Origin of the sequence: Burkholderia sp. BCC0419 (assembly GCF_902830285.1) — a bacterium.
Taxonomy (GTDB): domain Bacteria; phylum Pseudomonadota; class Gammaproteobacteria; order Burkholderiales; family Burkholderiaceae; genus Burkholderia.
Map to the genome: position 1 here is coordinate 711,961 of NZ_CADESR010000001.1, position 26,756 is coordinate 738,716.

Genomic DNA, 26,756 nt, shown 5'->3' on the forward strand with positions numbered 1-26,756 from the left:
GTAGATGACGGCTATATCACATACAAGTCGACGTACTCATCGACCGGCATCGCTTCGAGCTTTGCCTGGTCCAGCGACACGTCGAGAATCGCTTGTTGCTGCTTGGCCGGGAAACGGCGGGCGAGGTTGGTCCTGAACTTATCGACCAGCAGCGGGATGCCGTCTGCACGGCGCCGCCGATGGCCGAGCGGGTACTCGACCGCCACTTCGGCAAGCTTCGATCCGTCGGTGAACTCGATCGTCAGCGCATTCGCGATCGATCGCTTGTCCGGATCGTGATAATCCTTCGTGAACTGCGGATCCTCGATGCACACGGTTTTCGCGCGCAGCGCGTCGATGCGCGGGTCCGCCGCGGCCGAGTCTTCATAGTCGGCCGCGGTCAGCCGGCCGAACAGCAGCGGCACGGCGACCATGTACTGGATGCAGTGGTCGCGGTCGGCCGGATTGGCGAGCGGGCCCTGCTTGTCGATGATGCGGATCGCGGCCGCATGCGTGCGGATCGTGATCCGGCTGATGTCGTCGGTCGTGCGGCCCGCCACGGCGAGCTGCGCGTGCAGCTGCAGCGCGGCCTCGGCGGCCGTCTGCGCATGGAATTCGGCGGGGAACGCGATCTTGAACAGCACGTTTTCCATCACGTACGTGCCGTACGGGCGCTGGAAGCGGAACGGCTTGCCGTCGAACAGCACGTCGTAGAAGCCCCAGGTCCTGGCGGTGAGCGCCGACGGATAGCCCATTTCACCCGTTTTCGCGATCAGCGCGAGGCGCACCGCGCGGGACGTGGCGTCGCCGGCCGCCCAGGACTTGCGCGAGCCGGTGTTCGGCGCATGGCGGTAGGTACGCAGCGCATGGCCGTCGACGAACGCGTTGGACACAGCGTTGATCAGCTCGTCGCGCGTGAGCCCGAGCAGCCGGCCGACGACGGCCGTCGACGCGACCTTCACGAGCAGCACGTGGTCGAGCCCGACCGCGTTGAACGAGTTCTCGAGCGCGAGGCAGCCCTGGATCTCGTGGGCCTGGATCATCGCGACCAGCACGTCGCGCATCGGGAGCGGCTTCCGGCCGGCCGCGCGGGCCGTGCGGGAGAGCCAATCGGCCGTCGCCAGGATTCCGCCGAGGTTGTCGGACGGATGACCCCATTCGGCGGCGAGCCAGGTGTCGTTGAAGTCCAGCCAGCGGATCATCGCGCCGATGCCGAACGCGGCCTGGACGGGATCGAGCTGGAAGGACGTGCCGGGCACCTTCGCGCCGTTCGGCACGATCGTGCCGGGCACGACGGGGCCGAGCAGCTTGGTGCAGGCAGGGTAGGACAGCGCCTCGAGTCCGCATCCGAGCGTGTCGATCAGGCAATGACGCGCCGTCTCCAGCGCGAGCGCGCTGTCGATACCGGCGTTCAGCACGTAGTCGACGATATCGACGAGTACCGTATCCGGAGCAGGGCGGACGTTGGAGACCGGGGCGGACATCGAGGGGCCGGGGGGAACGCGCTTAGTTCGTTGCCGGCTTCAGCTCGTTCGACTGCGTCGGTGCTGCCGTGCCTTGCGCCATTTCCGGCGTCACGCATTCGTCCGCGAGGCGCTCGCCGCCGTTTGCGTCGGAGAACAGCATCGCCTTGGTCGGGATCACGACCAGCTTGAAGCCTGCTGCCGGATCGTAGAACGTGTCGGCGCCCGTCGTCGTGGTCTGACGCGGCAGCTTGTAGTTCTTCTTCGCCCAGTGAACCGTGACGACCTGGTCGCGCTTCATGTCGCCGGCGAGGTCGAACGACAGACCTTCCTTACAGGACCACTTGACCGCGCCGTCCGGTACCGGATCGACCTTGGCCGCCGCGCGCGCCTGCGCCTTCTTGCTGCGCGGGATGATGCGCTTGGCCGGCGCCGGGCGCTTGGCCGTTGCCTTCTTCGCGGTCGTGGTGGCCGTACCCTGGGCAAACGCGCTCGGAGCCGACACCAGCATCGTGGCGGACAAGGCGCCGATGGCGGTAGCGATCAGGAGTTTCTTCATGGAGTCAGAACCTTTCGATAATCAGTTGACAAGGGCCGGCAATCGAAACTGCCGGCCGGTTTGAAACTGCACGCGCCCCGAAAGCGCGCAGCGGCCGCTATTTTCACCTATTTGGCCGCGCATATATCAGGTTTTCGGGCTCCGTTACGTTTTTTGTCGTTTCGCAAACCTCTGTCCGGCTTGCGTCCCGGCGAATGCACGAAACGCGTGTATCGGCCGGCGGCGCGCACTCAACGCGCAGCGCCCGCGGCGGCCGGGCCGAACAGCGGCGCGGCCTCGGCCGGTACGGGCTGGCCGGTGGCCTGCGCACGGCGCAGCACCGACCAGTAATAACGATAACTCGCGCGATCGTGCAGCGTATCACCGTGGCGCGTCGGGCCCCAGTCGGCGGCCTGCGCGGCCAGCAGGATCTCGGCGGCCAGCGTGACTTCGTCGGTGCGCGGTGCGAACGCGTCGACGATCGGGCGGATCTGCGCGGGGTGGATGCTCCACATCCGCGTGAAGGCGAACTCGTCGCGCGCGCGGCGTGCGTCGCCGGCGACGACGCTCATGTCGCGCACCTCGGTCGTCACGTTGTGCGACGGCGTCTTGCCGTGCGCGTGACAGGCCGCGGCGATTTCCAGCTTCGCGCGGCGTACGAGCGGGTGGTCGAACTGGCCGGGCGAGCGCATCGCGGCATCGGGAATCGCGCCGTGGTGCGCGGAGACGAAATCCATCAGCCCGAAGCTCAGCGTGCCGACCGTCGGCAGCGCGGCGAGGGCGGCCGCCTGCGCGAGCGCGCCGTGCGTCTCGACCAGCACGTCGGCCGGAATCGGCTGCGCGATGCCGAGCTCGCGGCGCGTGCCTTCGATGAATGCGGTCATTTCGGCCGCGTCGGCGGCGCTCGCGACCTTCGGCAGCGTGATGTAGGCCGGTGCGCGCGCGGCGCGCAGCACGATGCGCACGTCGTCGCGCCAGTGGGGATGGGAAAAGTCGTGGATGCGGACGCCGACGCGGCCGAAGCGGTTCTCGGCGCTGCCGAGCAGGTCGGCGACGAGCGCCGCGTGCGCGGCTTCCTGGCCGACGGCCGCGCCGTCCTCGCAGTCGAGCGTGAGGTCGAACACGGGACCCAGTTCGGCCTGCAGCGCGAGCGATTTGCGCATCAGCTTCTCGCTGCCCGCGTAGTGATCGCAGCAGGGCAGGATCGCGGGCGGTGACGCCCCGTCGTACAGCACTTGTGCAGGAGTGAGCGCGGCCATCTCTTCTACGTCAGGGAAGCGGGTCAACGTGGAGAAAATCGGATTCGGGCAGGTTCTGGGCCGGTGCGCGGCGGGCGCGGGGCGGCAAAACGTGCGCGGATCGGATCGATCGGCAGGGCCGGCGGCATGCCGGCCCGTGCCGAAGCCGGACGCCCCGAAGGCCGCCCGGCACGATGCGTGATGCTTAGTTCTTCAGCAGGTGGGCGACGCCATCGCGCTCTTCGAGCAGCTCGGCCAGCGTGCCGTCCATCTTCTCGCGCGAGAACGCGTCGATTTCCAGGCCTTCGACACGCTTGTACTCGCCGTTTTCGCAGGTGACCGGCACGCCGTAGATGATGTCTTCGGGGATGCCGTACGAGCCGTCCGACGGGATGCCCATCGTGACCCACTTGCCGTTCGTGCCGAGCACCCAGTCACGGACGTGGTCGATCGCCGCGTTGGCTGCCGATGCGGCCGACGACAGGCCGCGCGCTTCGATGATCGCCGCGCCGCGCTTGCCGACGGTCGGGATGAACGTGTCGCGGTTCCACACGTCGTCGTTGATCAGCTTCAGCAGCGACTCGCCTTCGGCGGTCGCGAAGCGGAAGTCGGGGTACATCGTCGGCGAGTGGTTGCCCCACACGGCGAGCTTCTCGATCGACGCGACCGGCTTGCCCGACTTGGCGGCGAGCTGCGACAGCGCGCGGTTGTGGTCGAGGCGCAGCATGGCCGTGAAGTTCTTCTTCGGCAGATCCGGCGCCGATTTCATCGCGATGTACGCGTTGGTGTTCGCCGGGTTGCCGACGACCAGCACCTTCACGTCGCGGCTGGCGACTTCGTTCAGCGCAGCGCCCTGAACCGTGAAGATTTCGGCGTTCGCCGACAGCAGGTCCTTGCGCTCCATGCCCTTCGAGCGCGGACGCGCACCGACCAGCAGCGCGACGTCTGCATCCTTGAATGCAACCTTCGGATCGTCGGTGATCACGACGCCGGCGAGCAGCGGGAACGCGCAGTCGTCGAGTTCCATCACGACGCCCTTGACGGCGCCTTGGGCTTGCGGGAGGTCGAGCAGTTGCAGGATGACCGGCTGGTCCTTGCCGAGCAGGTCGCCGTTCGCGATGCGGAACAGCAGGGAGTAAGCGATTTGACCTGCGGCGCCGGTGACGGCAACGCGCTTTGCGGGCTTAGCCATTGAAAATCTCCAGGACGGGTGAAGCGTTGGACGCGAGCGAAAACGCCATTCTATGCGCGTTGTGCGTAGCGTTGCATTGAAGCAGGGCGGAGGACTCGCGATGGCAGACGCGGTGAACCTGGAGACGGCCGTGGCACGTAGCCGGGGACGCGCTGTTGCACCCGCGAACCCTTGCTCGACCGGGAGTGTAGGAGCCGTCACGCGCAAAGTCAAACGGTATCATATGTCTTATATAAGACAGATGTTTTGCGGAAATTGAGTGGACGAAAAAGTGCGGTTTGTGATGAAATGCGCGCCATGACATCGAACCAGGCGAACACCGCGAATCAGACCGGCGCAGGCGGCCCAGGGCAGCCGGGCGCGGGCGATCCCGCAGCCTCGCCCGCGGCGTCCGCGTCGCCGACGTTCAGCCCGTTATACCAGCAGATCAAGTCATTGATCACGCAAAGTCTCGAATCCGGCGAATGGAAGCCGGGCGAGATCATCCCCAGCGAAGTGGAGCTCGCGGCCCGTTACAAGGTCAGCCAGGGCACCGTGCGCAAGGCGATCGACGAGCTGGCCGCCGAAAACCTCGTGGTCCGGCGGCAGGGCAAGGGTACTTTTGTTGCAACGCACAACGAGGATCGCGCGCAATTCCGCTTCCTGCGTCTGCTGGCCGACGACGGCGCCGAGCACCCGCACGTGAGCCGCCTGCTCGAATGCCGGCGCCTGCGCGCGCCGGCCGAGATCGCGCGGCAGCTCGACCTGAAGCCCGCCGATCCCGTCGTGCAGGTGCGCCGCCTGCTGGAATTCGACAGCGAAGTGACGGTGCTCGACGAGATCTGGCTGCCGGGCGCGATGTTCCGCGGGCTCACGTTCGAGCGCCTGAGCGAGTACAAGGGGCCGCTCTACGCGATGTTCGAGACGGAGTTCGGTACGCGGATGATCCGCGCGACGGAGAAGATCCGCGCGGTCGCGGCGGAGCCGGCGGTGGCCGACCTGCTGCACGTGCCGGCCGGCTTCCCGCTGCTGTCGGTCGAGCGCGTGTCCTATACGTACGGGGACCGGCCGGTGGAAGTGCGTCGCGGCTGGTATGTCACAACCGGGTACTACTATCAGAATGACTTGAGCTGACGACGTTCGGCTCAACCGCGTGCATTCGCGTTTCCCACGCTCGCGAAGCACGTTTCGGGCCGCCTTTGTTCTTGTTCGCGCAATTATCCAGAGCAGACTTTCGCTGCAGCGCGATATAAAAAGGCGCTAAAATCGCGGATTAGTGTGACAACATAGTAGGGGTCTAGCATGACTGACGCAGTAAGAAAGCCGAGGCCGGAATACCGGAACATCGGAATCGGCGACATCACGTTGAAATATCGCATGCCGCTGGCTGCGACATTGTCGATTCTCCATCGAGTCAGCGGCGCGCTGCTGTTCCTGTTCCTGCCGTTCCTGCTGTTCCTCTTCGACCAGAGTCTCACCTCCGAGCTCAGCTTCGAAGTCTTCAAGGCTTTCCTCTCCAACATCGTCGTCAAGCTGATCGTCCTCGCATTGTCGTGGGCCTTCTTCCACCATTTCTGCGCCGGCATTCGCCACCTGCTGATGGACGTCAACCACGACGCCGTCACGAAGGAAGGCGGCAAGCGGACGGCCGTCGTCGTCTTTGTCGTCTCGATCGCGCTGACGATCGCCATGGCACTCAAACTGTTCGGAGCATTCTAAGAAAATGGCAGCCAACAACCGAATCGGCTCGAAGCGCCTCGTCGTCGGCGCACACTACGGCCTGCGCGACTGGCTCGCGCAGCGCGTCACCGCCACGATCATGGCGGTCTACACGGTCATTCTGCTCGTCCTGTTCTTCGGCGCGCACGATTTTTCGTACGAAGGCTGGGCATCGATCTTCGCCGCGCAATGGATGAAGCTCGCGACCTTCGTGATGCTGCTTTCCCTCTTCTACCACGCATGGGTCGGCGTGCGCGACATCTGGATGGACTACGTGAAGCCCGTCGGTGTGCGCCTGCTGCTGCAATCGCTGACCATCGTCTGGCTGCTCGCATGTGCGGGCTACGCCGCGCAGATTCTCTGGAGAGTGTAAAGAATGGCTGCAATCAAAACTTCCCTCCCGCGCCGCAAGTTTGACGTCGTGATCGTCGGCGCAGGCGGCTCCGGCTTGCGCGCAGCGCTGCAACTGTCGCGCGCGGGCCTGTCGGTCGGCGTGCTGTCGAAGGTGTTCCCGACGCGTTCGCACACGGTGGCTGCGCAAGGCGGTATCGGTGCGTCGCTCGGCAACATGAGCGAAGACAACTGGCACTTCCACTTCTACGACACGATCAAGGGTTCCGACTGGCTCGGCGACCAGGACGCGATCGAGTTCATGTGCCGTGAAGCGCCGAACGTCGTGTACGAACTCGAACACTTCGGCATGCCGTTCGACCGCAACGCGGACGGCACGATCTATCAGCGCCCGTTCGGCGGCCACACCGCGAACTACGGCGAGAAGCCGGTCCAGCGCGCTTGCGCGGCCGCCGACCGTACCGGTCACGCGCTGCTGCACACGCTGTACCAGCAGAACGTCGAAGCGAAGACGCAGTTCTTCGTCGAATGGATGGCGCTCGACCTGATCCGCGACGCGGACGGCGACGTGCTCGGCGTGACGGCCCTCGAGATGGAGACGGGCGACGTCTACATCATGGAAGGCAAGACGACGCTGTTCGCGACGGGCGGCGCAGGCCGGATCTTCGCGGCATCGACCAACGCGTTCATCAACACCGGCGACGGCCTCGGCATGGCGGCCCGCTCGGGCATCGCGCTGCAGGACATGGAGTTCTGGCAGTTCCACCCGACCGGCGTGGCCGGCGCGGGCGTGCTGATCACCGAAGGCGTGCGCGGCGAAGGCGGTATCCTGCGCAACGCGAACGGCGAGCGCTTCATGGAACGCTACGCACCGACGCTGAAGGATCTGGCGCCGCGTGACTTCGTGTCGCGTTCGATGGACCAGGAAATCAAGGAAGGCCGCGGCGTCGGTCCGAACAAGGATCACGTGCTGCTCGACCTGTCGCACATCGGCGCCGAGACGATCATGAAGCGTCTGCCGTCGATCCGCGAAATCGCGCTGAAGTTCGCGAACGTCGATGCGATCAAGGAACCGATCCCGGTCGTCCCGACGATCCACTACCAGATGGGCGGCATCCCGACCAACATCCACGGTCAGGTCGTCGGCACGTCGCGCGATCACAAGGAACCGGTCAACGGCTTCTACGCAGTGGGCGAATGCTCGTGCGTGTCCGTGCACGGCGCGAACCGCCTCGGCACGAACTCGCTGCTGGACCTCGTGGTGTTCGGCCGTGCGGCCGGCAACCACATCGTCGAGCACGTGAAGAGCCAGAAGGAACACAAGCCGCTGCCGGCCGATGCAGGCGAATACTCGCTGGCGCGCCTCGCGAAGCTCGACAAGTCGACGTCGGGTGAATACACGCAGGACGTCGCGAACGACATCCGCGCGACGATGCAGAAGCACGCAGGCGTGTTCCGCACGTCGGAATTGCTGAAGGAAGGCGTCGACCAGATGGCCGGCCTGGCGGCCCGCGTGGAAAACATCCACCTGAAGGACAAGTCGAAGGTGTTCAACACCGCGCGCGTCGAAGCGCTCGAGCTGGAGAACCTGATCGAAGTGGCCCGCGCGACGATGGTGTCGGCGGAAGCGCGCAAGGAAAGCCGCGGCGCGCACGCGCACAGCGACTACGAACACCGCGACGACGACAACTGGCTGCGCCACACGCTGTGGTACAGCGAAGGCGATCGCCTCGACTACAAGCCGGTTCAAATGAAGCCGCTGACGGTCGAATCCGTGCCGCCGAAGCCGCGCACGTTCTAAGCCGAGTCAAAGGAATCCGAAATGGCAAAACGCATTTTTGAAGTCTACCGCTACGATCCGGACAAGGACGCAGCGCCGCGCATGCAGACGTACGAGCTCGATATCCAGCATGAGCGCATGCTGCTCGACGCACTGGTCAAGCTGAAGGCCCTGGACGAGACGCTGTCGTTCCGCCGTTCGTGCCGTGAAGGCGTGTGCGGTTCGGACGCGATGAACATCAACGGCAAGAACGGTCTCGCGTGCCTGACGAACCTGAACGACCTGCCGCAGAAGATCGTGCTGCGCCCGCTGCCGGGCCTGCCCGTCGTGCGCGACCTGATCGTCGACATGACGCACTTCTTCAACCAGTACCACTCGATCAAGCCGTACCTGATCAACGACGCGCCGCCGCCGGAGAAGGAACGCCTCCAGTCGCCGGAAGAGCGCGACGAGCTCGACGGCGTGTACGAGTGCATTCTGTGTGCGAGCTGCTCGACGTCGTGCCCGAGCTTCTGGTGGAACCCGGACAAGTTCGTCGGCCCGGCCGGCCTGCTGCAGGCTTACCGCTTCATCGCGGATAGCCGCGACACCGCCACCGGCGAGCGTCTCGACAACCTGGAAGACCCGTACCGTCTGTTCCGTTGCCATACGATCATGAACTGCGTCGACGTTTGCCCGAAGGGCCTGAACCCGACGAAGGCGATCGGCAAGATCAAGGAACTGATGGTCCGCCGCGCGGTTTAAGGCCGGGTGCAATGAGCGACGATTCGCATCAATCCGACCCGCACCGCCGCGCGCGCCTTCGCTGGCGCGCGCGGCGGGGTCTGCTGGAAAACGACATCATTTTCGAGCGTTTCTTCGGCAGATACGAGCATGACCTCACCGATGCAGACGTAGGCGCGTTGTCGCGCCTGCTCGATCTGAGCGACAACGACCTGATGGACTTGCTCCTCGCGCGCAAGGAACCAGAGGGCGACCTAGACAGCCCGGAGATTCACCGGCTGTTGGAGATGCTGCGCAACGTGTAACGCCAATGTGTAACCCGTTGTGCCCGTTATCGAATCCCGTTTCTTTATTTCGATTGAGGATGTGCCATGACTCCGTCTGATGTTAAAGCCACGCTATCGTTCAGCGACAACTCGCCGAGCGTCGAACTGCCGATCTACAAGGGCACGATGGGCCCGGACGTAATCGACATCCGCAAGCTGTACGGCCAGACCGGCAAGTTCACGTACGACCCGGGCTTCATGTCGACGGCAGCTTGTAATTCGGCGATCACGTACATCGACGGCGACAAGGGCGAACTGCTGTACCGCGGCTACCCGATCGACAACCTCGCGCAAAACGCGGACTTCCTCGAAAGCTGCTACCTGCTGCTGAAGGGCGAACTGCCGAACGCCGCGCAGAAGAAGGAATTCGTCGACACCGTCACGAAGCACACGATGGTGCACGAGCAGATGCACTTCTTCTTCCGTGGCTTCCGTCGCGACGCGCACCCGATGGCGGTGCTGGTGGCGGCCGTCGGCGCGCTGTCGGCGTTCTATCACGACTCGCTCGACATCAACGACCCGCGTCACCGCGAAGTGTCGGCGATCCGCATGATCGCGAAGCTGCCGACGCTCGTCGCGATGGCGTACAAGTTCAGCATCGGCCAGCCGTTCGTCTATCCGAAGAACGAACTGTCGTACAGCGCGAACTTCATGCACATGATGTTCTCGAACCCGTGCGAAGAGTACAAGGTCAACGACGTGCTGGTCCGCGCACTCGACCGCATCCTGATCCTGCACGCCGATCACGAGCAGAACGCATCGACGTCGACGGTCCGCCTGGCCGGTTCGTCGGGCGCGAACCCGTTCGCGTGTATCGCGGCCGGTATCGCGTGCCTGTGGGGCCCGGCGCACGGTGGTGCGAACGAAGCCGCGCTGAACATGCTCGAGCAGATCGGTTCGCCGGACAACATCCCCGAATTCATCAAGCAGGTGAAGGACAAGAATTCGGGCGTGAAGCTGATGGGCTTCGGTCACCGCGTATACAAGAACTACGACCCCCGTGCGAAGCTGATGCGCGAAACGTGCTACGAAGTGCTGAACGAACTGGGCCTGCACGACGACCCGCTGTTCAAGCTCGCGATGCAGCTCGAGAAGATCGCGCTGGAAGACGAATACTTCGTGTCGCGCAAGCTGTACCCGAACGTCGACTTCTACTCGGGCATCGTCCAGCGCGCGCTGGGCATCCCGACGTCGATGTTCACGTGTATCTTCGCGATGGCACGTACGGTCGGCTGGATCGCACAGTGGAACGAAATGATTGCCGATCCGGAACAGAAGATCGGCCGTCCGCGCCAGCTGTTCGTCGGCGACACGCCGCGCGAAGCGAAGCCGCTCAACGCACGTTAAACCGTGTGCGGCGCGACCGGCCGGCAGGCCGCTCGCGTCGGGCAACCGCAACGCCACGACACCCCGACGGGTCAGCCCGTCGGGGTGTTTTCATTTGCGCGGCCGGCGTTGGCCCGATCCGGCGCGGCGCTCCAGCGACGGCGGCCGGGTGCCGAGCGCCGGCGCATCGTCGTCGGGTGCGTGGCCGTGCTGCTTGAAGAACTGCCGGTACGCGCCGGGCGTCGTGCCGCGCGCGGCGAGGAACTGGCGATTGAAGTTCGCGGCATTCGGAATGCCGCAGCGGGCGGCCACCGTCGCGATCGGCCAGTCGGTGCCGACGAGATGGCGGCAGGCGTGCGCGAGTCGCAGCCGCTGCACGTAGCGGCCGACGCTTTCGCCGAGATGCCGGACGAACAGCCGCTGCAGCGTGCGTTCGGACAGGTGCGCGACGGCGGCGAGTGCGTCGATGCGCAGCGGTTCGTGGAAATGCCGGTCGATCGCGTCGAGCACGCGATCGAGGCGTTCGGCTTCGGGCGCGGCCGGGTCGGCGGGCGATGGGGCGCCGTCGGGCCGGTCGTACGCCTGCGCGGTGGCGAGCGGTTCGCCGCCGGCTTCCGCGAGATCGGCAAGCGTGTCGAGCGTGGCCGCGAGCCGCACGCGCGGCGACGGATCGAGCAACCGCGGCAGTCGCGCACGCATCGCGCGAGCCGTCTCCACGTCGAAGCGCAGGCCCGGCGCCGCGCGCCGCAGCAGCGAGCGCAGCGGCGCGTATTCGGGACAGCAGTCGGCCAGCCGCCGCACCCAGTCTCCGTCGAACCAGACGACGAGCGCGACCTCGGGCGCGTCGCGATCGATGCGCGCGTTCGACGACCACGTATGCGGCAGGTTGGGCGGCACGAGCACGAGATCGTCGTCCGCGTAACGCGCGACGTGATCGCCGATGAAGCGCTGGCCGCGGCTGTTGAGCGTCAGCGTCAGTTCGTATTCGGGATGGCGGTGCCATTCGAACGGAATGCGCGCGAGCTGGCGGTGATAGACGCGGATCGAACAGCCGGACGCGAACGTCACGTGCTCGTATTGCGGTTTCATCGCGGCCTCCGGTAGGGGCGGGCAGCGCGTCGTGGCATGATCGTGAGCAATCGTCACCACGGAGCGATGCCATGTTTTCACATGTTTGCGTGGGCGTCAGCGATACGGCGCGCGCCTACGATTTCTACGCGCCGCTGTTCGCTGAACTCGGGCTGCGCCTGAAATTCCGCGAGCCGGACGGCTGGTCGGGCTGGATGCCGGCCGACGCCGAGCGGCCGCTGTTCTTCTTCGGCAAGCCGCTCGACGGCCGCGCGCCCGAACCGGGCAACGGCCACACGATCGCGTTCGATGCGCCGACCCGTGCGCACGTCGATCGCTGTCACGCGCTCGCGCTGCGACAGGGCGGCACCTGCGAAGGGCCGCCGGGCCTGCGGCCGCACTATCACCGCGACTACTACGGCGCCTATTTTCGCGACCCGGACGGCAACAAGCTCTGCGTGGTCTGCCATCGTCGCGAGTGACGCATGATTGTCAGGATTGTATCGATCATTGACCGGATAGTGGTGATAGCGGCGATGTGCCGGCCGTACGCTGACAGCACATCACGACACGCTTCAGCGAGGAGACGACGATGCAACTGACGATTGACGATCTGCCGGCCGCGATCCGCGCGGCCAAACGGGCGCTGCGCGCCGACTTGCCCGGTTACGCGGCCATGTTCCGCGAGCTGGAGGGCGACATCGCGCGGCAGGTCGACGCGATCCGCCGCGCGCACGCGCATGGCCATGACGTGATTCCGGTCGTGCCGTTCGCGGATATCGCGGGCGGAAAGGTCGATCCGCACGCGATTGCCGCGATCCGCACGCATGGCGCGGTCGTGATCCGCGGTGTGTTCGATGCGCGGCAGGCGCACGACTGGAACGACGAGATCGGCGCGTATCTGGATGCGAACCGTTTCACCGAGCGGCTGCAGGCGCGCGCGGAAGACCGCTATTTCGGCAACCTCGCGTCGGGCAAGCCGCAGATCTACGGCGTCTACTGGTCGAAGCCGCAGGTGGCCGCGCGCCAGTCGCCGGCGCTCACGCAGGCGCGGGTGTTCCTGAATCGCCTGTGGCGGCATGCGGACGGCGCACGGACGCATTTCGATCCCGACCAGGTGCCCGCGTATGCGGACCGGATTCGTCGCCGGCCGCCTGGTTCGACGTCGCTCGGTTTGTCGCCGCACGTCGACGGCGGCTCCGTCGAGCGCTGGCTCGGCGCGAATTTTCGCCAGGTCTATCGCCATGTGCTGGCCGGCCGCTGGCGCGATTACGATCCGTTCGATGCGGCGTTCCGCCCCGACGTCGAGGAGATTCCGTCGCCGGCCGTATGCTCGATGTTCCGCACGTTCCAGGGCTGGACCGCGCTGACGCCGCAGGGGCCCGGCGACGGCACGCTGCAACTGATCCCGGTCGCGAACGCGATGGCCTATGTCGTGCTGCGTGCGCTGCAGGACGACGTCGCCGATGACGACCTGTGCGGCGCGCGTCCCGGCCGCGCGCTGTCGATCCGCCCCGAATGGCACGCGCTGCTGCTCGACGCGCTGGTGCCGATCCCGCACATGGCGCCGGGCGACGCGGTGTTCTGGCACGGCGACGTCGTGCATGCGGTCGAGGATGCGCATCGCGGCAGAGGCGACAGCAACGTGATGTATATCGCGGCCGCGCCCGGTTGCGCGAAGAACGACGCGTACCTGCAACGCCAGCGTTCCGCGTTCCTGCGTGGCGACAGCCCGCCCGATTTCCCGGCCGACCATTTCGAGGTCGATTTCGACGGTCGCGCGGGGGAGGGCGATCTCACGGCGCTCGGCCGTTCACAGATGGGATTCGAGCCCGGCGCGTAACGTGCATGCGGCGGGCGAAACGGCCGTTCGCGACACGGCGGGCGGCTCGTCCGCCGATTGCGCTGCGTGGTGCGCGCAATTCGACGCAATCGGCTGTCGGCGCCGCCGAAATCGACGCGAATTGCGCAATTTGGCTTCCGATAATGGTCCGGACACAACGCCGCCGGCCCGTGCGCCGCACGGAGGCGGCGCAGACCATGGAGGAGTCGATGCAATTCACGCAAGCGATCGTTCGCCGTCCCGCGCCGTCCTGCGGCGCGGGCCTGACCACCGCAGAACTCGGCGCACCGGATTACGACAAGACGCTCACGCAGTTCCACGCGTATTGCGACGCGCTGCGCACGCTCGGCGTCGAGCTGACCGAATTGCCGCCGCTGGATGCGTTTCCCGATTCGCATTTCGTCGAGGACGTCGCCGTCGTCACGCCGGAATTCGCGGTGATCACGCGCCCCGGCGCGCCCGCCCGGCGCGGCGAGACGGTTCATATCGAAGCGGCGCTCGCCGCCCATCGCGACCTGCTGCCGATGCAGTCCGGCCGGCTCGACGGCGGCGACGTGATGCTGGTCGGCAAGCGCTTCTTCATCGGCCTGACGAGCCGCACCGATGCGGAAGGCATCGCCGCGTTCGACGCGCTGGTGTCGCGCCATGGCTATTCGGTCGTCGCGGTGCCTGTCGGCGCCGGCCTGCACCTGAAATCGGTCGTCAACGCGCTCGGTGACGACACGCTGCTCGTGACCGACGCGCTGGCCGCGCATCCGGCGTTCGCCGACTATCGCCGGATCGCGATCGCGGCCGCCGACGAATACGCGGGCAATACGCTGCGCGTGAACGGTACGCTGATCACGCCGGCCGGCTATCCGCGCGTGCATGACGCGATCGCGTCGCTCGGCATGCCGCTGCACGTGATCGACACGAGCGAGTTCCACAAGATGGACGGCGGCCTGACCTGCCTGTCGCTGCGGTTCTAGCCGATTGGCGCGCGGCCGCTTCGGCCGGATAATGTGGCCCCCGCGCGGTACGGCAGACGTTCCGCGCATGAGCCACGACCCGACCGGAGCGAACGCGGATGACCGACAAGAAGATGCAGCTCGACAAGATCGATCTCCGGATCCTCGACATCCTGCGTACCGACGGGCGAATTTCCTACCGGAAGCTGTCGGAGCGCGTGAACCTCACGCCGCGGCCGTGCCAGGCGCGCGTGGAGCGGCTCGAGGCGCTCGGCGTGATCGAAGGGTACCGCGCGGTGATCAAGGCGCCGCGTGCGACCAAGCCGATCGTCGTGATCGCGCAGATCGTGCTGGCCGACCACGGGCGTTCGCAGGCGCCGTTCGAAGAGGAAATGCGCGCGAATCCGGCCGTGCTCGATTGCTGGCTCGTCAGCGGCACGTTCGACTTTCTCGTGCGGCTCGCGTGCGAGGATCTCGACGAGTACCGGCGGATCGCGAACGCGTGGCTGGAAAGTCCGCGGTTCCGGATCGAGAAGATCGTGACGACGGCCGAACTGCAGGCGATCAAGCGCAGCGTCGTGTGATACGACCGGCCCGGCAGGGCCGGCTTCAACGCGAATGACCGGGTCAATCGATTTGCATTCCAAACCAAATCGGCGGCCCGGATCACAATCAGGGTGAACACTATGGATGCTATGCAAGCGGCAGCGGAGACGGCCGCGCCGTCCGGGGCGACGCTGAAGCGCCGTCTGCAGGGCCGCCACATCGCGATGATCGCGATCGGCGGTTCGATCGGCACGGGGCTGTTCGTCGCGTCGGGCGCGTCGGTCGCGCAGGCGGGGCCGGGCGGGGCGATCGCCGCGTATCTCGCGATCGGGATCATGGTCTACTTCGTCGTCACCGGGCTCGGCGAGATGGCCGCGCTGATGCCGGTATCGGGCTCGTTCGCGATCTACGGCAAGAAGTACGTCGACGAAGGTTTCGGCGTCGCGCTCGGCTGGACCTACTGGTACAGCTGGGCGGTGACGATCGCGATCGAGCTGGTCGCCGCGCAGATCGTGATGCGCTACTGGTTTCCATCGGTGCCGGGCGTGTGGTGGGGCGCGGGCTTCCTGGTGCTGATCTTCCTGCTCAATACGCTGTCGGTGCGCGGCTTCGGCGAATCGGAATACTGGTTCTCGCTGATCAAGGTCGTCACCGTGATCGCGTTCATCGCGGCCGGGCTGCTGATCGCGGCCGGCGTGCTGGGCAACGGGCATGCCGGCACCGGGGATCCGGTCGGCTGGCGCAATTTCACGACCGGCGACGCGCCGTTCGTCGGCGGCGTGCACGCGATGATGAGCGTCGCGCTGATCGCAGGTTTTTCGTTTCTCGGCACCGAGCTGGTCGGGATCACGGCCGGCGAATCGGAAAACCCGCGCAAGACGATTCCGCGCGCGGTGAAGCAGATTTTCTGGCGGATCATGCTGTTCTACGTGCTCGCGATCTTCGTGATCGGATTGCTGGTGCCATACACCGATCCGAACCTGCTGAAGAGCGACGTGACCGACATCGGCGTGAGCCCGTTCACGCTCGTGTTCAGCCACGCGGGGTTCCCGCTCGCGGCCGGCGCGATGAATCTGGTGATCCTGACGGCCGTGCTGTCGGCCGGCAATTCCGGCACCTACGCGGCGACGCGGATGCTGTACAACCTCGCATCGGAAGGGCGCGCGCCGGCCATGTTCGCGACGCTGTCGCCGGGCGGCGTGCCGCGCAACGCGCTGTACGCGACGATGGCCGTCGGCGGGTTGTGCTTCCTCACGTCGTTGACCAACAACCAGCGCATCTATTTGTGGCTGCTCAATACGGTCGGCATCACCGGCTTTATCGCGTGGCTCGGCATCGCGGTCTGCCATTACCGGTTCCGCAAGGGGTTCTTGAAGCAGGGCTATCGGCTCGATCAGCTGCCGTATCGCGCGAAATGGTTTCCGTTCGGGCCGCTGTTCGCGATCGCGGTCTGCATCGTGATTTCGCTCGGCCAGGATTACCAGGCGTTCTTCGCGGCGCGCATCGACTGGATGGAAGTGCTGTCGATCTATGTGTGGATTCCGCTGTTCGTCGTGATCTGGTGGGCGTATCGCCGTGCGCGCAAGAGCCGGCTCGTGCGCTACGAGGAGATGGACATCGGGCCGTGGCTCACGCGCTCGGTCGAGGCCGTCGACGCGGCCGCCGCGCAGCACGGGCAGCCGCACTGATCGCCGGCGGGCGATAGCGCGGTAACGGGAGCCGGCCGCATCGCACGGTCGGCTCCGTTGAACCGAGCCGCGCGGCAACGCACGTTCAGCCCGCCTGCTGCAACTGCGCCTTCATGAAATCCACCCACGCGCGCACTTTCTGCGGCACGTGCCGCGTCGCGACGTACAGCGCATAGACGTTCTGTTGCGGAAACCGGTACGCGGGCAGCGCGTCGACCAGCGCGCCGCTGGCGAGATCGTCGTGCACGAGCCATTCGGGCAGCAGCGCGACACCGCTGCCCTGGCGCGCCAGTTCGCGCAGCACCGACGCGTTGTCGACGACGATGCGCGGCTTCGCGTGCGGCCGGAACGCATGCTCATGGCCCGCGCGATCGGTGAGCGTCCATTCCGCGATTCGCTCGAGCCGGCTGTGGCCGAGCTGCGGCAGGCGCGCGAGGCCGTCCGGCGACGCCGGTTGCGGAACGCCGGCCCGCGCGGGCAGGTCGGGCGCCATCACGGGCAGCACGTCGTACGTGCCGAGGCAGACGCCGCGATACGGCAACTCGCGAAAGTGCTCGTGGCGCCCGAGCCGGATGGCGACGTCGAAGCGGTCGCGCACGAGGTCGGCCTGCGACGTATGCGTTTCGAGCCGCACGCGCAGTGCGGGATGCCGCGCGGTAAACGCATGCAGCGCCGGCGCGAGTACACGTGCCGCGTATTCGACCGTCGACGTCACGCGCAGGATGCCCTCCATCCCGCCATGCTCGCCGCGCACTTCGTCGATCGCGCCTTCGGCTTCGTCGAGCACGCGCAGGCAGCGCCGGTAGAAGCGCTCGCCGGCATCGGTCAGCTCGACGCGCCGCGTGGTCCGCGTGAGCAGCGTGACGCCGAGCTCGGCCTCGAGCTGCTTGATGTTGAAGCTGACGGCCGCGCGCGCCTGGTTCAGCGCGGTCGCGGCGGCCGTGAACGAGCCCGCGTCGACCACGGCGCGGAAGACGACGAAACGATCGAGGCTCACCATGGTCGGGGCGCGGTCCTGTCTGTGCGTGGAATCGCCCGAAGGGTACCCGAATGCGCGGCCGCGTGCGACGTGTCGAGCGTCGCGGCGGGGCCGGCGCGTGAGCCGATTGTCAAAATTTTTCGACCGGACTGGTCGAATCCGGCCGCTTACCGGCCCGGCCGCCGGCCTCTACACTGCGGCGTTTCGTGATGCCCCGGCCGCCGCCATGACAGACCGTTCCAGAATCGCCGCCGTCTATCTGCTCGGCTTCGCGATCGATCTCGCGAACATGTTCATGCTGAACGCCGCATATCCGGCGCTGCAGCGCGAACTGCACGCATCGGTCGCGCAGCTTGCGTGGGTCGGCAACATGTACGTGCTCGGCCTGACCGTCGTGATTCCGTTCGGCACGTGGCTCGCGCGGCGCTGCGGCGAGCGGCGCGTGTTCGGCGCATCGTTGTTGCTGTTCGGGGTCGGCTGCGCGGGCGTCGGCGCGTCGCCGTCGATCGACGCGCTGCTCGCGTGGCGGCTGGTCCAGGGGCTCGGCGGCGGGCTGCTGATTCCGGTCGGACAGACGATCGCCTATCGCGCGTATCCGCCGCACGCGCATGCGCGGCTCACGTCGGTCGTGATGATGGTCGCGCTGCTCGTGCCAGCATTGTCGCCCGCGATCGGCGGCGCGATCGTCGATCGCGGATCGTGGCGTGCCATCTTCTTCGCGATGGTGCCGCTCGCGGCCGCGGCCGGCGTGCTCGCGTTGGCATGGCTGCCGCGCGACGGCGCGCGCGAGCGGCCTCCGCGGCTCGACTGGCGTGGGCTCGGGCTGAGCGCGGCGGCGCTCGTCGCGTTGCTGCTCGGGCTGAGCGCGGCGGGACAACCGGGCGGCGCGGCATTTCCGCTGGCGATGCTGGCGGTCGCGGTGGCAGCGGGCATCGGTTACGTGCGGCATGCGCGCCATGCAGCCGCTCCGGTGCTCGACCTGCGCCTGCTCGCGCAGCCGTTGTTGCGGACTGGTGCGGTGGTTTATCTGTGCGTGCCGGGCATCTTCACCGGCGTCAATCTCGTCGCGTCGCTCTACCTGCAGAACGCCCTCGGGTTGAGCGCCGCGCATGTCGGCGCGCTGATGCTGCCGTGGGCGATCGCGGCGTTCTTCGCGATCGCGACGACACGCCGCTGTTTTCCGCGCCATGGCGCGAAGCCATTGTTCGCGTGCGGAATCGCGCTCGATTGTGCCGGCATCGCGCTGCTCGCGACGCCGTGGGCGAGCGTCGAAGCCGTGCGCATCGCGGCGTTCGTCGCGATGGGGTTCGGCGCGAGCCTGTGCACGAGCACGTCGCAAAGCGCGGCGTTCGTCGACGTGCCGACCGACCGGATGGGAGATGCGAGCGCGCTCTGGAACATCAACCGCCAATTGAGCTTTTGCGTCGGCGTGGCCGTGCTCGGCAGTGTGCTGAATGCATTGCTGGCGTTCGATGCGGGCACGCCGTCGCCGGCCCCGTACCGCTGGTGCTTCGGGCTGGCAGTGCTGCTGACGTTGCTGCCGCTCGGCTTCATCGTGCGGCTTCCCGCGCATCGCCGGCCGGCCGTGCAACCCGTTTCACCCCGCCGTTGAGAACCTGAGAGACCCATGAATCTGCCGAATCCGTTTTTCACTGAAGTCGTTGACGCGCACGTCGACATCGAGCGCTGGCTGTCGGGCCGCGCGGAGCCTGGGCGGCTCGCGACGCTGATGGCGCGCTTTTCGCCGGGATTTTCGATGATCACGCCGTCGGGCACGGTGCTCGATTACGCGGGTGTCGATGCGCTGTTTTCACACGGGCACGGCGCGCGGCCCGGGCTCGTGATCGGCATCGACGAATTGCGCGCGCTTGCCGTGTGGTCCGACGGTGCGACGGTCGGCTATCGCGAGACGCAGACCGACGCACAAGGGCGGCGCACGGTGCGGCGCTCGACGGCGTTGTTGCGGCGCGAAGCGGACGGCGTGATCGTGTGGCGCCATCTGCACGAGACGCTGGTGGCCGCGTGAACGGCGAGCGCACCGGCGGCCGTTACGTGTCCAGCTCCGGATAGTGCCGGAAGATCCCCATGTCGTTGAACGGGATGCGGCGCTCCGACTCGAGGTAGCGCGCGACCGGCGGGTGCTGCGCGACGCGATCGTGCAGCGCGACGAGCGCCGCGCCCTTGCGCTCCGCGCGCTTCATCGCTTTCGGGAACGCATAGCGCAGGCCCTCGATCAACTGGAACATCGTCAGGTCCGCATAGCTGAGCGCGCTGCCCGCGATATAGCCGCTCTTGTGCGGGTTCTGTTCGAGCACGCGATCGAAGTAGCCGAGGAATTTCGGCAGCCGGTTCTCGAGGAAATCGGCCGCGCGCTCGGCGGCTTCCGCTTTCTGGTCCTCGTAGTACAGGCCGCTGCCGATCGGATGGTGCGTGTCGTGGATCTCGGTGATGAAATCGGCGGCGGTCAGCTGGATCTGATGGACCCACAGCCGGCCGGCTTCGTCGTCGGGCGCGAGCCCGAGCCGCGCGCCGAGAAACAGCAGGATGTTCGCGGTCTGCCCGACGACCACGTCGCCCGCCTTCAGGAACGGCGGCGCGAACGGCACGCATTCGGCCTTCGAGCTGTCCATCATGCGCATCATGGCCGATACGCCCATCCCGCGCCCCGATTCGCGCGCGACGTCGACGTAGTCGGCTTCGGCTGCTTCGAGCGCGAGCCGTACGTATTCGCCGCGGCCCTGGATCTCGGGCCAGTAATAGAGTTCATATCGCATGCTGTTCTCCTGTTCGTTGCACCGAATGCCGCCGGCTGCGTGACGGCGGGCGGCCGTGCGGCGCCCGCTGCGAATAGACAGTCTAGGAGATCGCCGGAAAAGTTCCGTGTGCGTTGTGTGTCGTGCGTCACACGCCGCGTTCGCCGCCTTCGGGGCCGTAGAAGAACACCCACGTCGAGAAATCGTCGGAGAAGCCGGTGAAGCGATGCTCCGCGTGCGCGGGGACGAACAGCGCGTCGCCGGCCGCGACGTCGCATTCGCGCCCATCGACGACGAAGCGCGACGTGCCGGCGGCGATCACGTAGACCTCGTCGCGCGCGTGCGGCGTTTGCCGGTCCTCGATGCGCGGCCGGTACAGCTCGACGTCGAGCGTGCCGTGGCGAAACAGCGTCGTGAACGGCGTGCCTGCGTCGTCGAGGCGCGCAAGCGATTCCTTCAGGCCGAGTTTCATCGGAGCCTCCGGGTCCGGATCACGGGAACGTGCGTTGCGCCATCGTAGCGCGCGCGTCGATACGTCGACACCCCGCGCTGGCCACCGGCGAAACAAAAGTGCGATGCGCTCGCCACGGATGAAACGAATTCGTCCATCGGCGAAACGAGGCGGCGGCCGAACGGATTCGACCGGCGTTTTCACCGCAATTTAACCAACGCCGCCTACCATCGCGCTTCACCAGCCGGCGATGCGTCGCGATGCCGATGCGTGGGTGGTTGCCCGATGGCCTTTCCCCTTGACCCCGCGAAATCCGGCGGTCGTGCCTGTCGTCAGGCGCGTTCGTCGTTCGCATCCTTTCGTCTCGCACTCATGAGTCAACATGCCCCGGCTTCGTCCCGCAGAACGTTCCTCTCCGTCGCGCCGGCCGCCGCGGCGGCTTCATTGCTCGGCGCATGCGGCGGTGGCGACGACGTCACGTCGGCGCCGATCGGCGACGCCGCGCTCGCCGCGCAGATGTCCGCGAAACTGAACGCCCAGCTCGGCGATGCGGCGACGGTCGATGCGATCGTGCCGGCGATGACCGATGTCGGCTTCACGTGGGCGCTGCCGACGGTGCCGGCCGCACAGATCGGCGCGATCGTCGCGTACAGCTTCGGCAACCGACCGAACGCGGCGAGCGGCAATACGTCGAGCAGCGGCGGCAACCAGTCGGCGCTGCCCGATCCGGGGCCCGTCAACGAAGCGCTCGCGGACGCCGTGTACCGCATCCGCCAGCTGAAACCCGCCAAGGTCTACGCGCAGTGGGAAATCGCGCGCTTTCTCGTGTCGAAATACGGGCTGGGCGCCGATGTGCTGTCGTCGATCGAACCGGTGATCGCGAGCGACGGCTCGATCGTGTACCTGAGCACCGCGGGCGTCGCGGCCGTGGCCGTCTCGCGCGCGGGCGGCGCGGCGGCGATGGGCACCGTCGCGGTGGTCGGCCATCGCGATCATGCGAAGCGCTGCATCCAGACCTCGCAGCAGGCGGGCATGCACGCCGCTGCGGTCGCCGAGGTGCCGCTGCCGACGACGTACGACCCGCAGTCGGGCCAGCCGTGGACGCGCAACCGCAGCCTCTACCTCGTGCACGACATGTATGCGCAGATGCTGACGCGCGCGATGACCGCGACGATGCAGGCGTTCCCGAAGGGCTGAGGCCTTCCGTTGTTTCTCATTCGAATCCCGTGACCATGACGAACCGCCGCCATTTCCTGGCTTCTACTTCATTGCTCGCCGCATCGTGCGCCGCCGCTGCACCCGCTTTCGCTGCCGACGCTCCCGTTTCCGACGCGGAACTGCAGCGCCAGATGCTCGGCAAGCTGACCAACGAACTGAACGATCGCGCGACCGCCGCCGACGAAACCGGTTACCTGCTCGACACGTTTTTCTCGTGGACGCCGCCGACCGTCGACGCGGCCGCCATCAACACGATTGCCGCGTTCGGCTTCGGCAGTCGCGTCGGCGCATCGGCCGCTGCACCGGTGCCGGGGCCCGTGAACGAGGCGATCGCCGATGCGGTGTTCCAGCTCCGGCAGAAAGTCGCGGCGCCGATCTTCGCGCAGCAGGAAGTCGCGAGCGTGCTCGCGTCGAAGTACGGACTGACGGCCGGCGTGACGTCGATCGCGACGCCCGCCGCGGCCGCCGGCAGCCCGATACCGACGCCCGACGGCGTGGCCGCCGCGATCGTCAGGCAGGCCGGTTCGGCCGCGGCGCTCGGCAAGGTCGGCGTGGTCACGCATCGCGATCAGGCGTCGATCGCCGTGCGCGTGTCGAACGCGGCGGGGATGCAGGCCGCGGTGCCGGCCGGACTGTCGCTGCCGGGCGCCTACGATGCATCGGCGCAGCAGCCGGCGATGCGACGGCGCGATCTTTACCTGATGAGCAACGCCGGCATGCAGCTCGCGATGCTGCGGCTCGACCTGATCAATCGCGAATATCCGAACGGTTAGGGCCTGTTCACGCTAATAACGGGCTTGCGCTGGCCCCACGAATGAATTTTTCCAAACAGGGGAACGTGCCTTTGCGCCCGCATGGCGGCGTCGTTCGTCGTTGCAATAGCTACGGCTATTGCGCCTCCTCTCTCCTTGCCTGCGCCCGAAGGAAGTCCCCTTGGGGGACGGGCGCAAAGGCACGTTCGCAAGCCCGTTATTAGCGTGAACAGGCCCTAGGCGAGGGCACACCGCACGCGCGATCGTCGCGTGCCCCGTTTTGCCGGGTAATGCCGATACAGGTATTGGCACTACCAGCCAAACCACTGTTTTTAATGGGTTTTTTCGCGTCCGGGCTGCGCCGTGGCACGTTCTGCGTGGCATAATCGACCGCATCCGCAAGGCTTGTAGTCACAACGACCCCGCATACCCATGGCACAGACTCTCTACGACAAACTGTGGAACACCCACGTGGTCCACACCGAGGAAGACGGCACGACCCTGCTCTACATCGACCGTCAGCTGCTGCATGAAGTCACGAGCCCGCAGGCATTCGAAGGGCTGAATGTCGCGCATCGCCCGGTGTGGCGCATCAGCGCGAACCTGGCCGTATCGGACCACAACGTGCCGACGACGGACCGCAGCCACGGCATCGCCGATCCCGTCTCGAAGCTGCAGGTCGACACGCTCGACGCGAACTGCGACGCATTCGGCATCACGCAGTTCAAGATGAACGACGTGCGCCAGGGCATCGTCCACATCATCGGGCCGGAACAGGGCGCGACGCTGCCGGGCATGACGATCGTGTGCGGCGATTCGCATACGTCGACGCACGGCGCGTTCGGCGCGCTCGCGCACGGCATCGGCACGTCGGAAGTCGAGCACGTGCTCGCGACCCAAACCCTGCTGCAGAAGAAGAGCAAGAACATGCTCGTGAAGGTCGAGGGCGACCTGCCGCGCGGCTGTACCGCGAAGGACATCGTGCTCGCGATCATCGGCAAGATCGGCACCGCGGGCGGCACGGGCTACGCGATCGAATTCGGCGGCTCGACCATTCGCGCGCTGACGATGGAAGGCCGCATGACCGTCTGCAATATGGCGATCGAGGCCGGCGCGCGCGCGGGCATGGTCGCGGTGGACGACACGACGATCGACTACCTGAAGGGCCGTCCGTTCGTGCCGACCGGCGCGGAATGGGATCAGGCCGTCGCATACTGGCGCCAGTTCAAGTCGGACGACGGCGCGCAATTCGACCGCGTGGTCGAGCTGAACGCCGCCGAGATCGTCCCGCAGGTCACGTGGGGCACGTCGCCGGAAATGGTCACGTCGATCGACGGTCGCGTGCCCGATCCCGAGCGCGAGAAGGATCCGGTCAAGCGCGACGCGATGGAGCGCGCGCTGGCCTACATGGCGCTCGAGCCGAACACGCCGATCGAATCGATCAAGGTCGACAAGATCTTCATCGGCTCGTGCACGAACGCACGCATCGAGGACATCCGCGCGGCCGCGTACGTCGTGAAGAAGCTGAACCGCCGCGTCGCATCGAACGTGCGGCTCGCAATGGTCGTGCCGGGCTCGGGCCTCGTGAAGGCGCAGGCCGAGCGCGAAGGGCTCGACAAGGTGTTCACCGATGCGGGCTTCGAATGGCGCGAGCCGGGTTGCTCGATGTGCCTCGCGATGAACGCCGACCGGCTCGATCCGGGCGAGCGTTGCGCGTCGACGTCGAACCGCAACTTCGAAGGCCGGCAGGGCGCGGGCGGTCGCACGCACCTCGTGAGCCCCGCGATGGCGGCGGCCGCGGCGATCGAAGGTCACTTCGTCGACATTCGCCAGCTGGGGTAACGCGTGACGGCATCGAAGCTCATCGCGCGGCTGGTTGCCGCGCTGGCGCTGGCGGGGTTGGGCTTCGGCCTGGCCGGCTGCAATACCGTCCGAGGCTTCGGCGAGGACGTCCATGCCGCCGGCAATGCGCTGCAGCGCGCCGCGGACTGACGCCGCCCCGAGAATTTGTCGATGTGTGCCGGCCGCGTGCCGGCCCTTCAACCGGATAGACGGATCATGGAAAAATTCACTGTACATACCGGCGTCGTGGCGCCGCTCGATCGCGAGAACGTCGACACCGACGCGATCATCCCGAAGCAGTTCCTGAAGTCGATCAAGCGCACGGGCTTCGGTCCGAACGCGTTCGACGAATGGCGCTACCTCGATCACGGCGAGCCGGGCCAGGACAACTCGAAGCGTCCGCTGAACCCGGACTTCGTGCTGAACCAACCGCGCTACCAGGGCGCATCGGTGCTGCTGGCACGCAAGAATTTCGGCTGCGGCAGCTCGCGCGAGCACGCGCCGTGGGCGCTGCAGCAGTACGGCTTCCGCGTGATCATCGCGCCGAGCTTCGCGGATATCTTCTTCAACAACTGCTACAAGAACGGTCTGCTGCCGATCGTGCTGACCGAGCAGCAGGTCGATCACCTGTTCAACGAGACGGTCGCGTTCAACGGCTATCAGCTGACGATCGACCTCGACGCGCAGGTCGTGCGCGCGGGCGACGGCCGCGAGTATCCGTTCGAGATCACCGCGTTCCGCAAGTACTGCCTGCTGAACGGCTTCGACGACATCGGCCTCACGCTGCGCCACGCGGACAAGATCCGCCAGTTCGAAGCGGAGCGGCTCGTGAAGCAGCCGTGGCTCAACACCAAGCTGGTCGGCTGATCGCGCGTTGCGGGCGGGCGCGCCGTGAGCGCGCTCGCCGGCCTGCCTCCATAACAATCTACCCAGTCAGGAATTTCGCATGAAGATTGCAGTGCTGCCCGGCGACGGCATCGGTCCGGAAATCGTCAATGAAGCGGTGAAGGTGCTGAACGCACTCGACGAGAAGTTCGAACTCGAACAGGCGCCGGTCGGCGGCGCGGGCTACGAGGCGAGCGGCCATCCGCTGCCCGACGCGACGCTGGCGCTCGCGAAGCAGGCCGACGCGATCCTGTTCGGCGCGGTCGGCGACTGGAAGTACGACTCGCTCGAGCGCGCGCTGCGTCCCGAGCAGGCGATCCTCGGGCTGCGCAAGCACCTCGAGCTGTTCGCGAACTTCCGCCCGGCGATCTGCTATCCGCAGCTCGTCGATGCATCGCCGTTGAAGCCGGAGCTCGTCGCGGGCCTCGACATCCTGATCGTGCGCGAACTGAACGGCGACATCTACTTCGGCCAGCCGCGCGGCGTGCGTGCGGCGCCGGACGGCCCGTTCGCCGGCGAGCGCGAAGGCTTCGACACGATGCGCTACTCGGAGCCGGAAGTGCGCCGCATCGCGCACGTCGCGTTCCAGGCCGCGCAAAAGCGCGCGAAGAAGCTGCTGTCGGTCGACAAGTCGAACGTGCTGGAGACGTCGCAGTTCTGGCGCGACATCATGATCGACGTGTCGAAGGAATACGCGGACGTCGAGCTGTCGCACATGTACGTCGACAACGCGGCGATGCAGCTCGCGAAGGCGCCGAAGCAGTTCGACGTGATCGTCACCGGCAACATGTTCGGCGACATCCTGTCGGATGAAGCGTCGATGCTGACGGGCTCGATCGGCATGCTGCCGTCGGCGTCGCTCGACAAGCACAACAAGGGCCTGTACGAACCGTCGCACGGTTCGGCGCCGGACATCGCGGGCAAGGGCATCGCGAACCCGCTCGCGACGATCCTGTCGGCCGCGATGCTGCTGCGCTACTCGCTGAATCGCGCGGAGCAGGCCGATCGCATCGAGCGCGCGGTGAAAACGGTGCTCGAACAGGGTTACCGCACCGGCGACATCGCGACGCCGGGCTGCAAGCAGGTCGGCACGGCGGCGATGGGCGATGCGGTGGTCGCCGCGCTGTAAGCGGACGGAAATGAAGTGCGGTAATTAATGTGGAAAAGGGC

At 66.6% G+C, this 26,756-nt stretch carries 28 protein-coding genes; 20 read left to right on the forward strand and 8 right to left on the reverse strand.

Going from position 1 to position 26,756, the window contains the following annotated elements:
- Positions 1-11: 11 nt before the first annotated feature.
- From HWW87_RS03180 to HWW87_RS03195, 4 genes are all read right to left on the reverse strand, one after another.
- Complete coding sequence (locus HWW87_RS03180; protein WP_175819205.1) at positions 12-1,463, reverse strand: bifunctional 2-methylcitrate dehydratase/aconitate hydratase; 1,452 nt, start codon at positions 1,461-1,463, stop codon at positions 12-14.
- A gap of 22 nt (positions 1,464-1,485) precedes the next feature.
- Complete coding sequence (locus HWW87_RS03185) at positions 1,486-2,001, reverse strand: hypothetical protein (RefSeq protein ID WP_089427962.1); 516 nt, start codon at positions 1,999-2,001, stop codon at positions 1,486-1,488.
- 230 nt (positions 2,002-2,231) lie between these two features.
- A complete protein-coding gene (locus tag HWW87_RS03190) occupies positions 2,232-3,239 on the reverse strand; it encodes an aldolase/citrate lyase family protein (protein WP_174433528.1) in 1,008 nt (335 codons plus the stop codon).
- A gap of 184 nt (positions 3,240-3,423) precedes the next feature.
- A complete protein-coding gene (locus tag HWW87_RS03195) occupies positions 3,424-4,410 on the reverse strand; it encodes a malate dehydrogenase (protein WP_006479357.1) in 987 nt (328 codons plus the stop codon).
- Between the two features lie 288 nt (positions 4,411-4,698).
- On the opposite strand from HWW87_RS03195, the gene HWW87_RS03200 reads away from it, so the two are divergent.
- From HWW87_RS03200 to gltA, 7 genes are all read left to right on the forward strand, one after another.
- A complete protein-coding gene (locus HWW87_RS03200) occupies positions 4,699-5,523 on the forward strand; it encodes a GntR family transcriptional regulator (RefSeq protein WP_174390595.1) in 825 nt (274 codons plus the stop codon).
- A 168-nt stretch (positions 5,524-5,691) separates the two neighbouring features.
- Positions 5,692-6,108 (forward strand): succinate dehydrogenase, cytochrome b556 subunit, encoded by a 417-nt coding sequence (gene sdhC, locus HWW87_RS03205; RefSeq protein WP_175819206.1) that lies wholly within the window; start codon positions 5,692-5,694, stop codon positions 6,106-6,108.
- Positions 6,109-6,112: 4 nt separating this feature from the next.
- Complete coding sequence (gene sdhD, locus HWW87_RS03210) at positions 6,113-6,481, forward strand: succinate dehydrogenase, hydrophobic membrane anchor protein (RefSeq protein WP_006487767.1); 369 nt, start codon at positions 6,113-6,115, stop codon at positions 6,479-6,481.
- Positions 6,482-6,484: 3 nt separating this feature from the next.
- Positions 6,485-8,260 (forward strand): succinate dehydrogenase flavoprotein subunit, encoded by a 1,776-nt coding sequence (gene sdhA, locus HWW87_RS03215; RefSeq protein ID WP_175819207.1) that lies wholly within the window; start codon positions 6,485-6,487, stop codon positions 8,258-8,260.
- Positions 8,261-8,281: 21 nt separating this feature from the next.
- Entirely contained in the window at positions 8,282-8,983 is a 702-nt protein-coding gene (locus HWW87_RS03220) for a succinate dehydrogenase iron-sulfur subunit (protein WP_059237255.1), read from the forward strand.
- A gap of 11 nt (positions 8,984-8,994) precedes the next feature.
- Positions 8,995-9,267: a succinate dehydrogenase assembly factor 2 gene (locus HWW87_RS03225; protein WP_006754979.1), complete on the forward strand. Its 273-nt coding sequence runs from the start codon at positions 8,995-8,997 to the stop codon at positions 9,265-9,267.
- A gap of 66 nt (positions 9,268-9,333) precedes the next feature.
- Positions 9,334-10,635 carry a citrate synthase gene (gltA, locus tag HWW87_RS03230; RefSeq protein ID WP_174433532.1) on the forward strand — a complete coding sequence of 434 codons (1,302 nt, stop codon included), beginning with the start codon at positions 9,334-9,336 and terminating at the stop codon, positions 10,633-10,635.
- Between the two features lie 90 nt (positions 10,636-10,725).
- Here gltA and HWW87_RS03235 read toward each other — a convergent pair whose 3' ends face one another.
- Positions 10,726-11,703: an AraC family transcriptional regulator gene (locus HWW87_RS03235; RefSeq protein ID WP_175819208.1), complete on the reverse strand. Its 978-nt coding sequence runs from the start codon at positions 11,701-11,703 to the stop codon at positions 10,726-10,728.
- Between the two features lie 71 nt (positions 11,704-11,774).
- Here HWW87_RS03235 and HWW87_RS03240 point away from each other — a divergent pair, with 71 nt between their 5' ends.
- The 5 genes from HWW87_RS03240 to HWW87_RS03260 all read left to right on the forward strand — a co-directional run bounded on the left by HWW87_RS03240 (position 11,775) and on the right by HWW87_RS03260 (position 16,706).
- Positions 11,775-12,164: a VOC family protein gene (locus tag HWW87_RS03240; RefSeq protein ID WP_174390590.1), complete on the forward strand. Its 390-nt coding sequence runs from the start codon at positions 11,775-11,777 to the stop codon at positions 12,162-12,164.
- A 110-nt stretch (positions 12,165-12,274) separates the two neighbouring features.
- Positions 12,275-13,525, forward strand: coding sequence for a DUF1479 domain-containing protein (locus HWW87_RS03245; protein ID WP_175819209.1), 1,251 nt, complete (start codon positions 12,275-12,277; stop codon positions 13,523-13,525).
- 209 nt (positions 13,526-13,734) lie between these two features.
- Positions 13,735-14,493, forward strand: coding sequence for an arginine deiminase family protein (locus HWW87_RS03250; protein ID WP_175819210.1), 759 nt, complete (start codon positions 13,735-13,737; stop codon positions 14,491-14,493).
- A 98-nt stretch (positions 14,494-14,591) separates the two neighbouring features.
- Entirely contained in the window at positions 14,592-15,056 is a 465-nt protein-coding gene (locus HWW87_RS03255; protein WP_027782612.1) for an Lrp/AsnC family transcriptional regulator, read from the forward strand.
- Between the two features lie 102 nt (positions 15,057-15,158).
- Positions 15,159-16,706 carry an amino acid permease gene (locus HWW87_RS03260; RefSeq protein WP_175819211.1) on the forward strand — a complete coding sequence of 516 codons (1,548 nt, stop codon included), beginning with the start codon at positions 15,159-15,161 and terminating at the stop codon, positions 16,704-16,706.
- Positions 16,707-16,791: 85 nt separating this feature from the next.
- Here HWW87_RS03260 and HWW87_RS03265 read toward each other — a convergent pair whose 3' ends face one another.
- A complete protein-coding gene (locus HWW87_RS03265) occupies positions 16,792-17,706 on the reverse strand; it encodes a LysR family transcriptional regulator (protein WP_175819212.1) in 915 nt (304 codons plus the stop codon).
- Positions 17,707-17,911: 205 nt separating this feature from the next.
- Here HWW87_RS03265 and HWW87_RS03270 point away from each other — a divergent pair, with 205 nt between their 5' ends.
- Together HWW87_RS03270 and HWW87_RS03275 are read left to right on the forward strand one after the other, a co-directional pair.
- A complete protein-coding gene (locus HWW87_RS03270) occupies positions 17,912-19,297 on the forward strand; it encodes an MFS transporter (protein ID WP_175819213.1) in 1,386 nt (461 codons plus the stop codon).
- Between the two features lie 15 nt (positions 19,298-19,312).
- Positions 19,313-19,711, forward strand: coding sequence for a DUF4440 domain-containing protein (locus HWW87_RS03275; RefSeq protein ID WP_175819214.1), 399 nt, complete (start codon positions 19,313-19,315; stop codon positions 19,709-19,711).
- 22 nt (positions 19,712-19,733) lie between these two features.
- On the opposite strand, the gene HWW87_RS03280 is transcribed toward HWW87_RS03275, so the two are convergent.
- Together HWW87_RS03280 and HWW87_RS03285 are read right to left on the reverse strand one after the other, a co-directional pair.
- The gene (locus HWW87_RS03280; protein WP_175819215.1) at positions 19,734-20,459 is read right to left on the reverse strand and encodes a glutathione S-transferase; all 726 of its coding nucleotides are present in this window, start codon (positions 20,457-20,459) and stop codon (positions 19,734-19,736) included.
- Between the two features lie 127 nt (positions 20,460-20,586).
- The gene (locus tag HWW87_RS03285) at positions 20,587-20,910 is read right to left on the reverse strand and encodes a cupin domain-containing protein (RefSeq protein WP_175819216.1); all 324 of its coding nucleotides are present in this window, start codon (positions 20,908-20,910) and stop codon (positions 20,587-20,589) included.
- A 351-nt stretch (positions 20,911-21,261) separates the two neighbouring features.
- Between HWW87_RS03285 and HWW87_RS03290 the strand changes: the two genes are divergently transcribed.
- The 6 genes from HWW87_RS03290 to leuB all read left to right on the forward strand — a co-directional run bounded on the left by HWW87_RS03290 (position 21,262) and on the right by leuB (position 26,715).
- Positions 21,262-22,086, forward strand: a complete 825-nt coding sequence (locus HWW87_RS03290; protein ID WP_175819217.1) for a hypothetical protein — start codon at positions 21,262-21,264, stop codon at positions 22,084-22,086.
- A 35-nt stretch (positions 22,087-22,121) separates the two neighbouring features.
- Complete coding sequence (locus HWW87_RS03295) at positions 22,122-22,880, forward strand: Tat pathway signal protein (protein ID WP_175819218.1); 759 nt, start codon at positions 22,122-22,124, stop codon at positions 22,878-22,880.
- Positions 22,881-23,291: 411 nt separating this feature from the next.
- A complete protein-coding gene (leuC, locus tag HWW87_RS03300) occupies positions 23,292-24,701 on the forward strand; it encodes a 3-isopropylmalate dehydratase large subunit (protein WP_175819219.1) in 1,410 nt (469 codons plus the stop codon).
- A gap of 3 nt (positions 24,702-24,704) precedes the next feature.
- Complete coding sequence (locus tag HWW87_RS03305) at positions 24,705-24,851, forward strand: entericidin A/B family lipoprotein (RefSeq protein WP_174390580.1); 147 nt, start codon at positions 24,705-24,707, stop codon at positions 24,849-24,851.
- Between the two features lie 66 nt (positions 24,852-24,917).
- The gene (gene leuD / locus HWW87_RS03310) at positions 24,918-25,568 is read left to right on the forward strand and encodes a 3-isopropylmalate dehydratase small subunit (protein ID WP_175819220.1); all 651 of its coding nucleotides are present in this window, start codon (positions 24,918-24,920) and stop codon (positions 25,566-25,568) included.
- Positions 25,569-25,647: 79 nt separating this feature from the next.
- Positions 25,648-26,715, forward strand: a complete 1,068-nt coding sequence (leuB, locus tag HWW87_RS03315) for a 3-isopropylmalate dehydrogenase (RefSeq protein ID WP_011548096.1) — start codon at positions 25,648-25,650, stop codon at positions 26,713-26,715.
- The last annotated feature ends 41 nt before the right edge of the window (positions 26,716-26,756 follow it).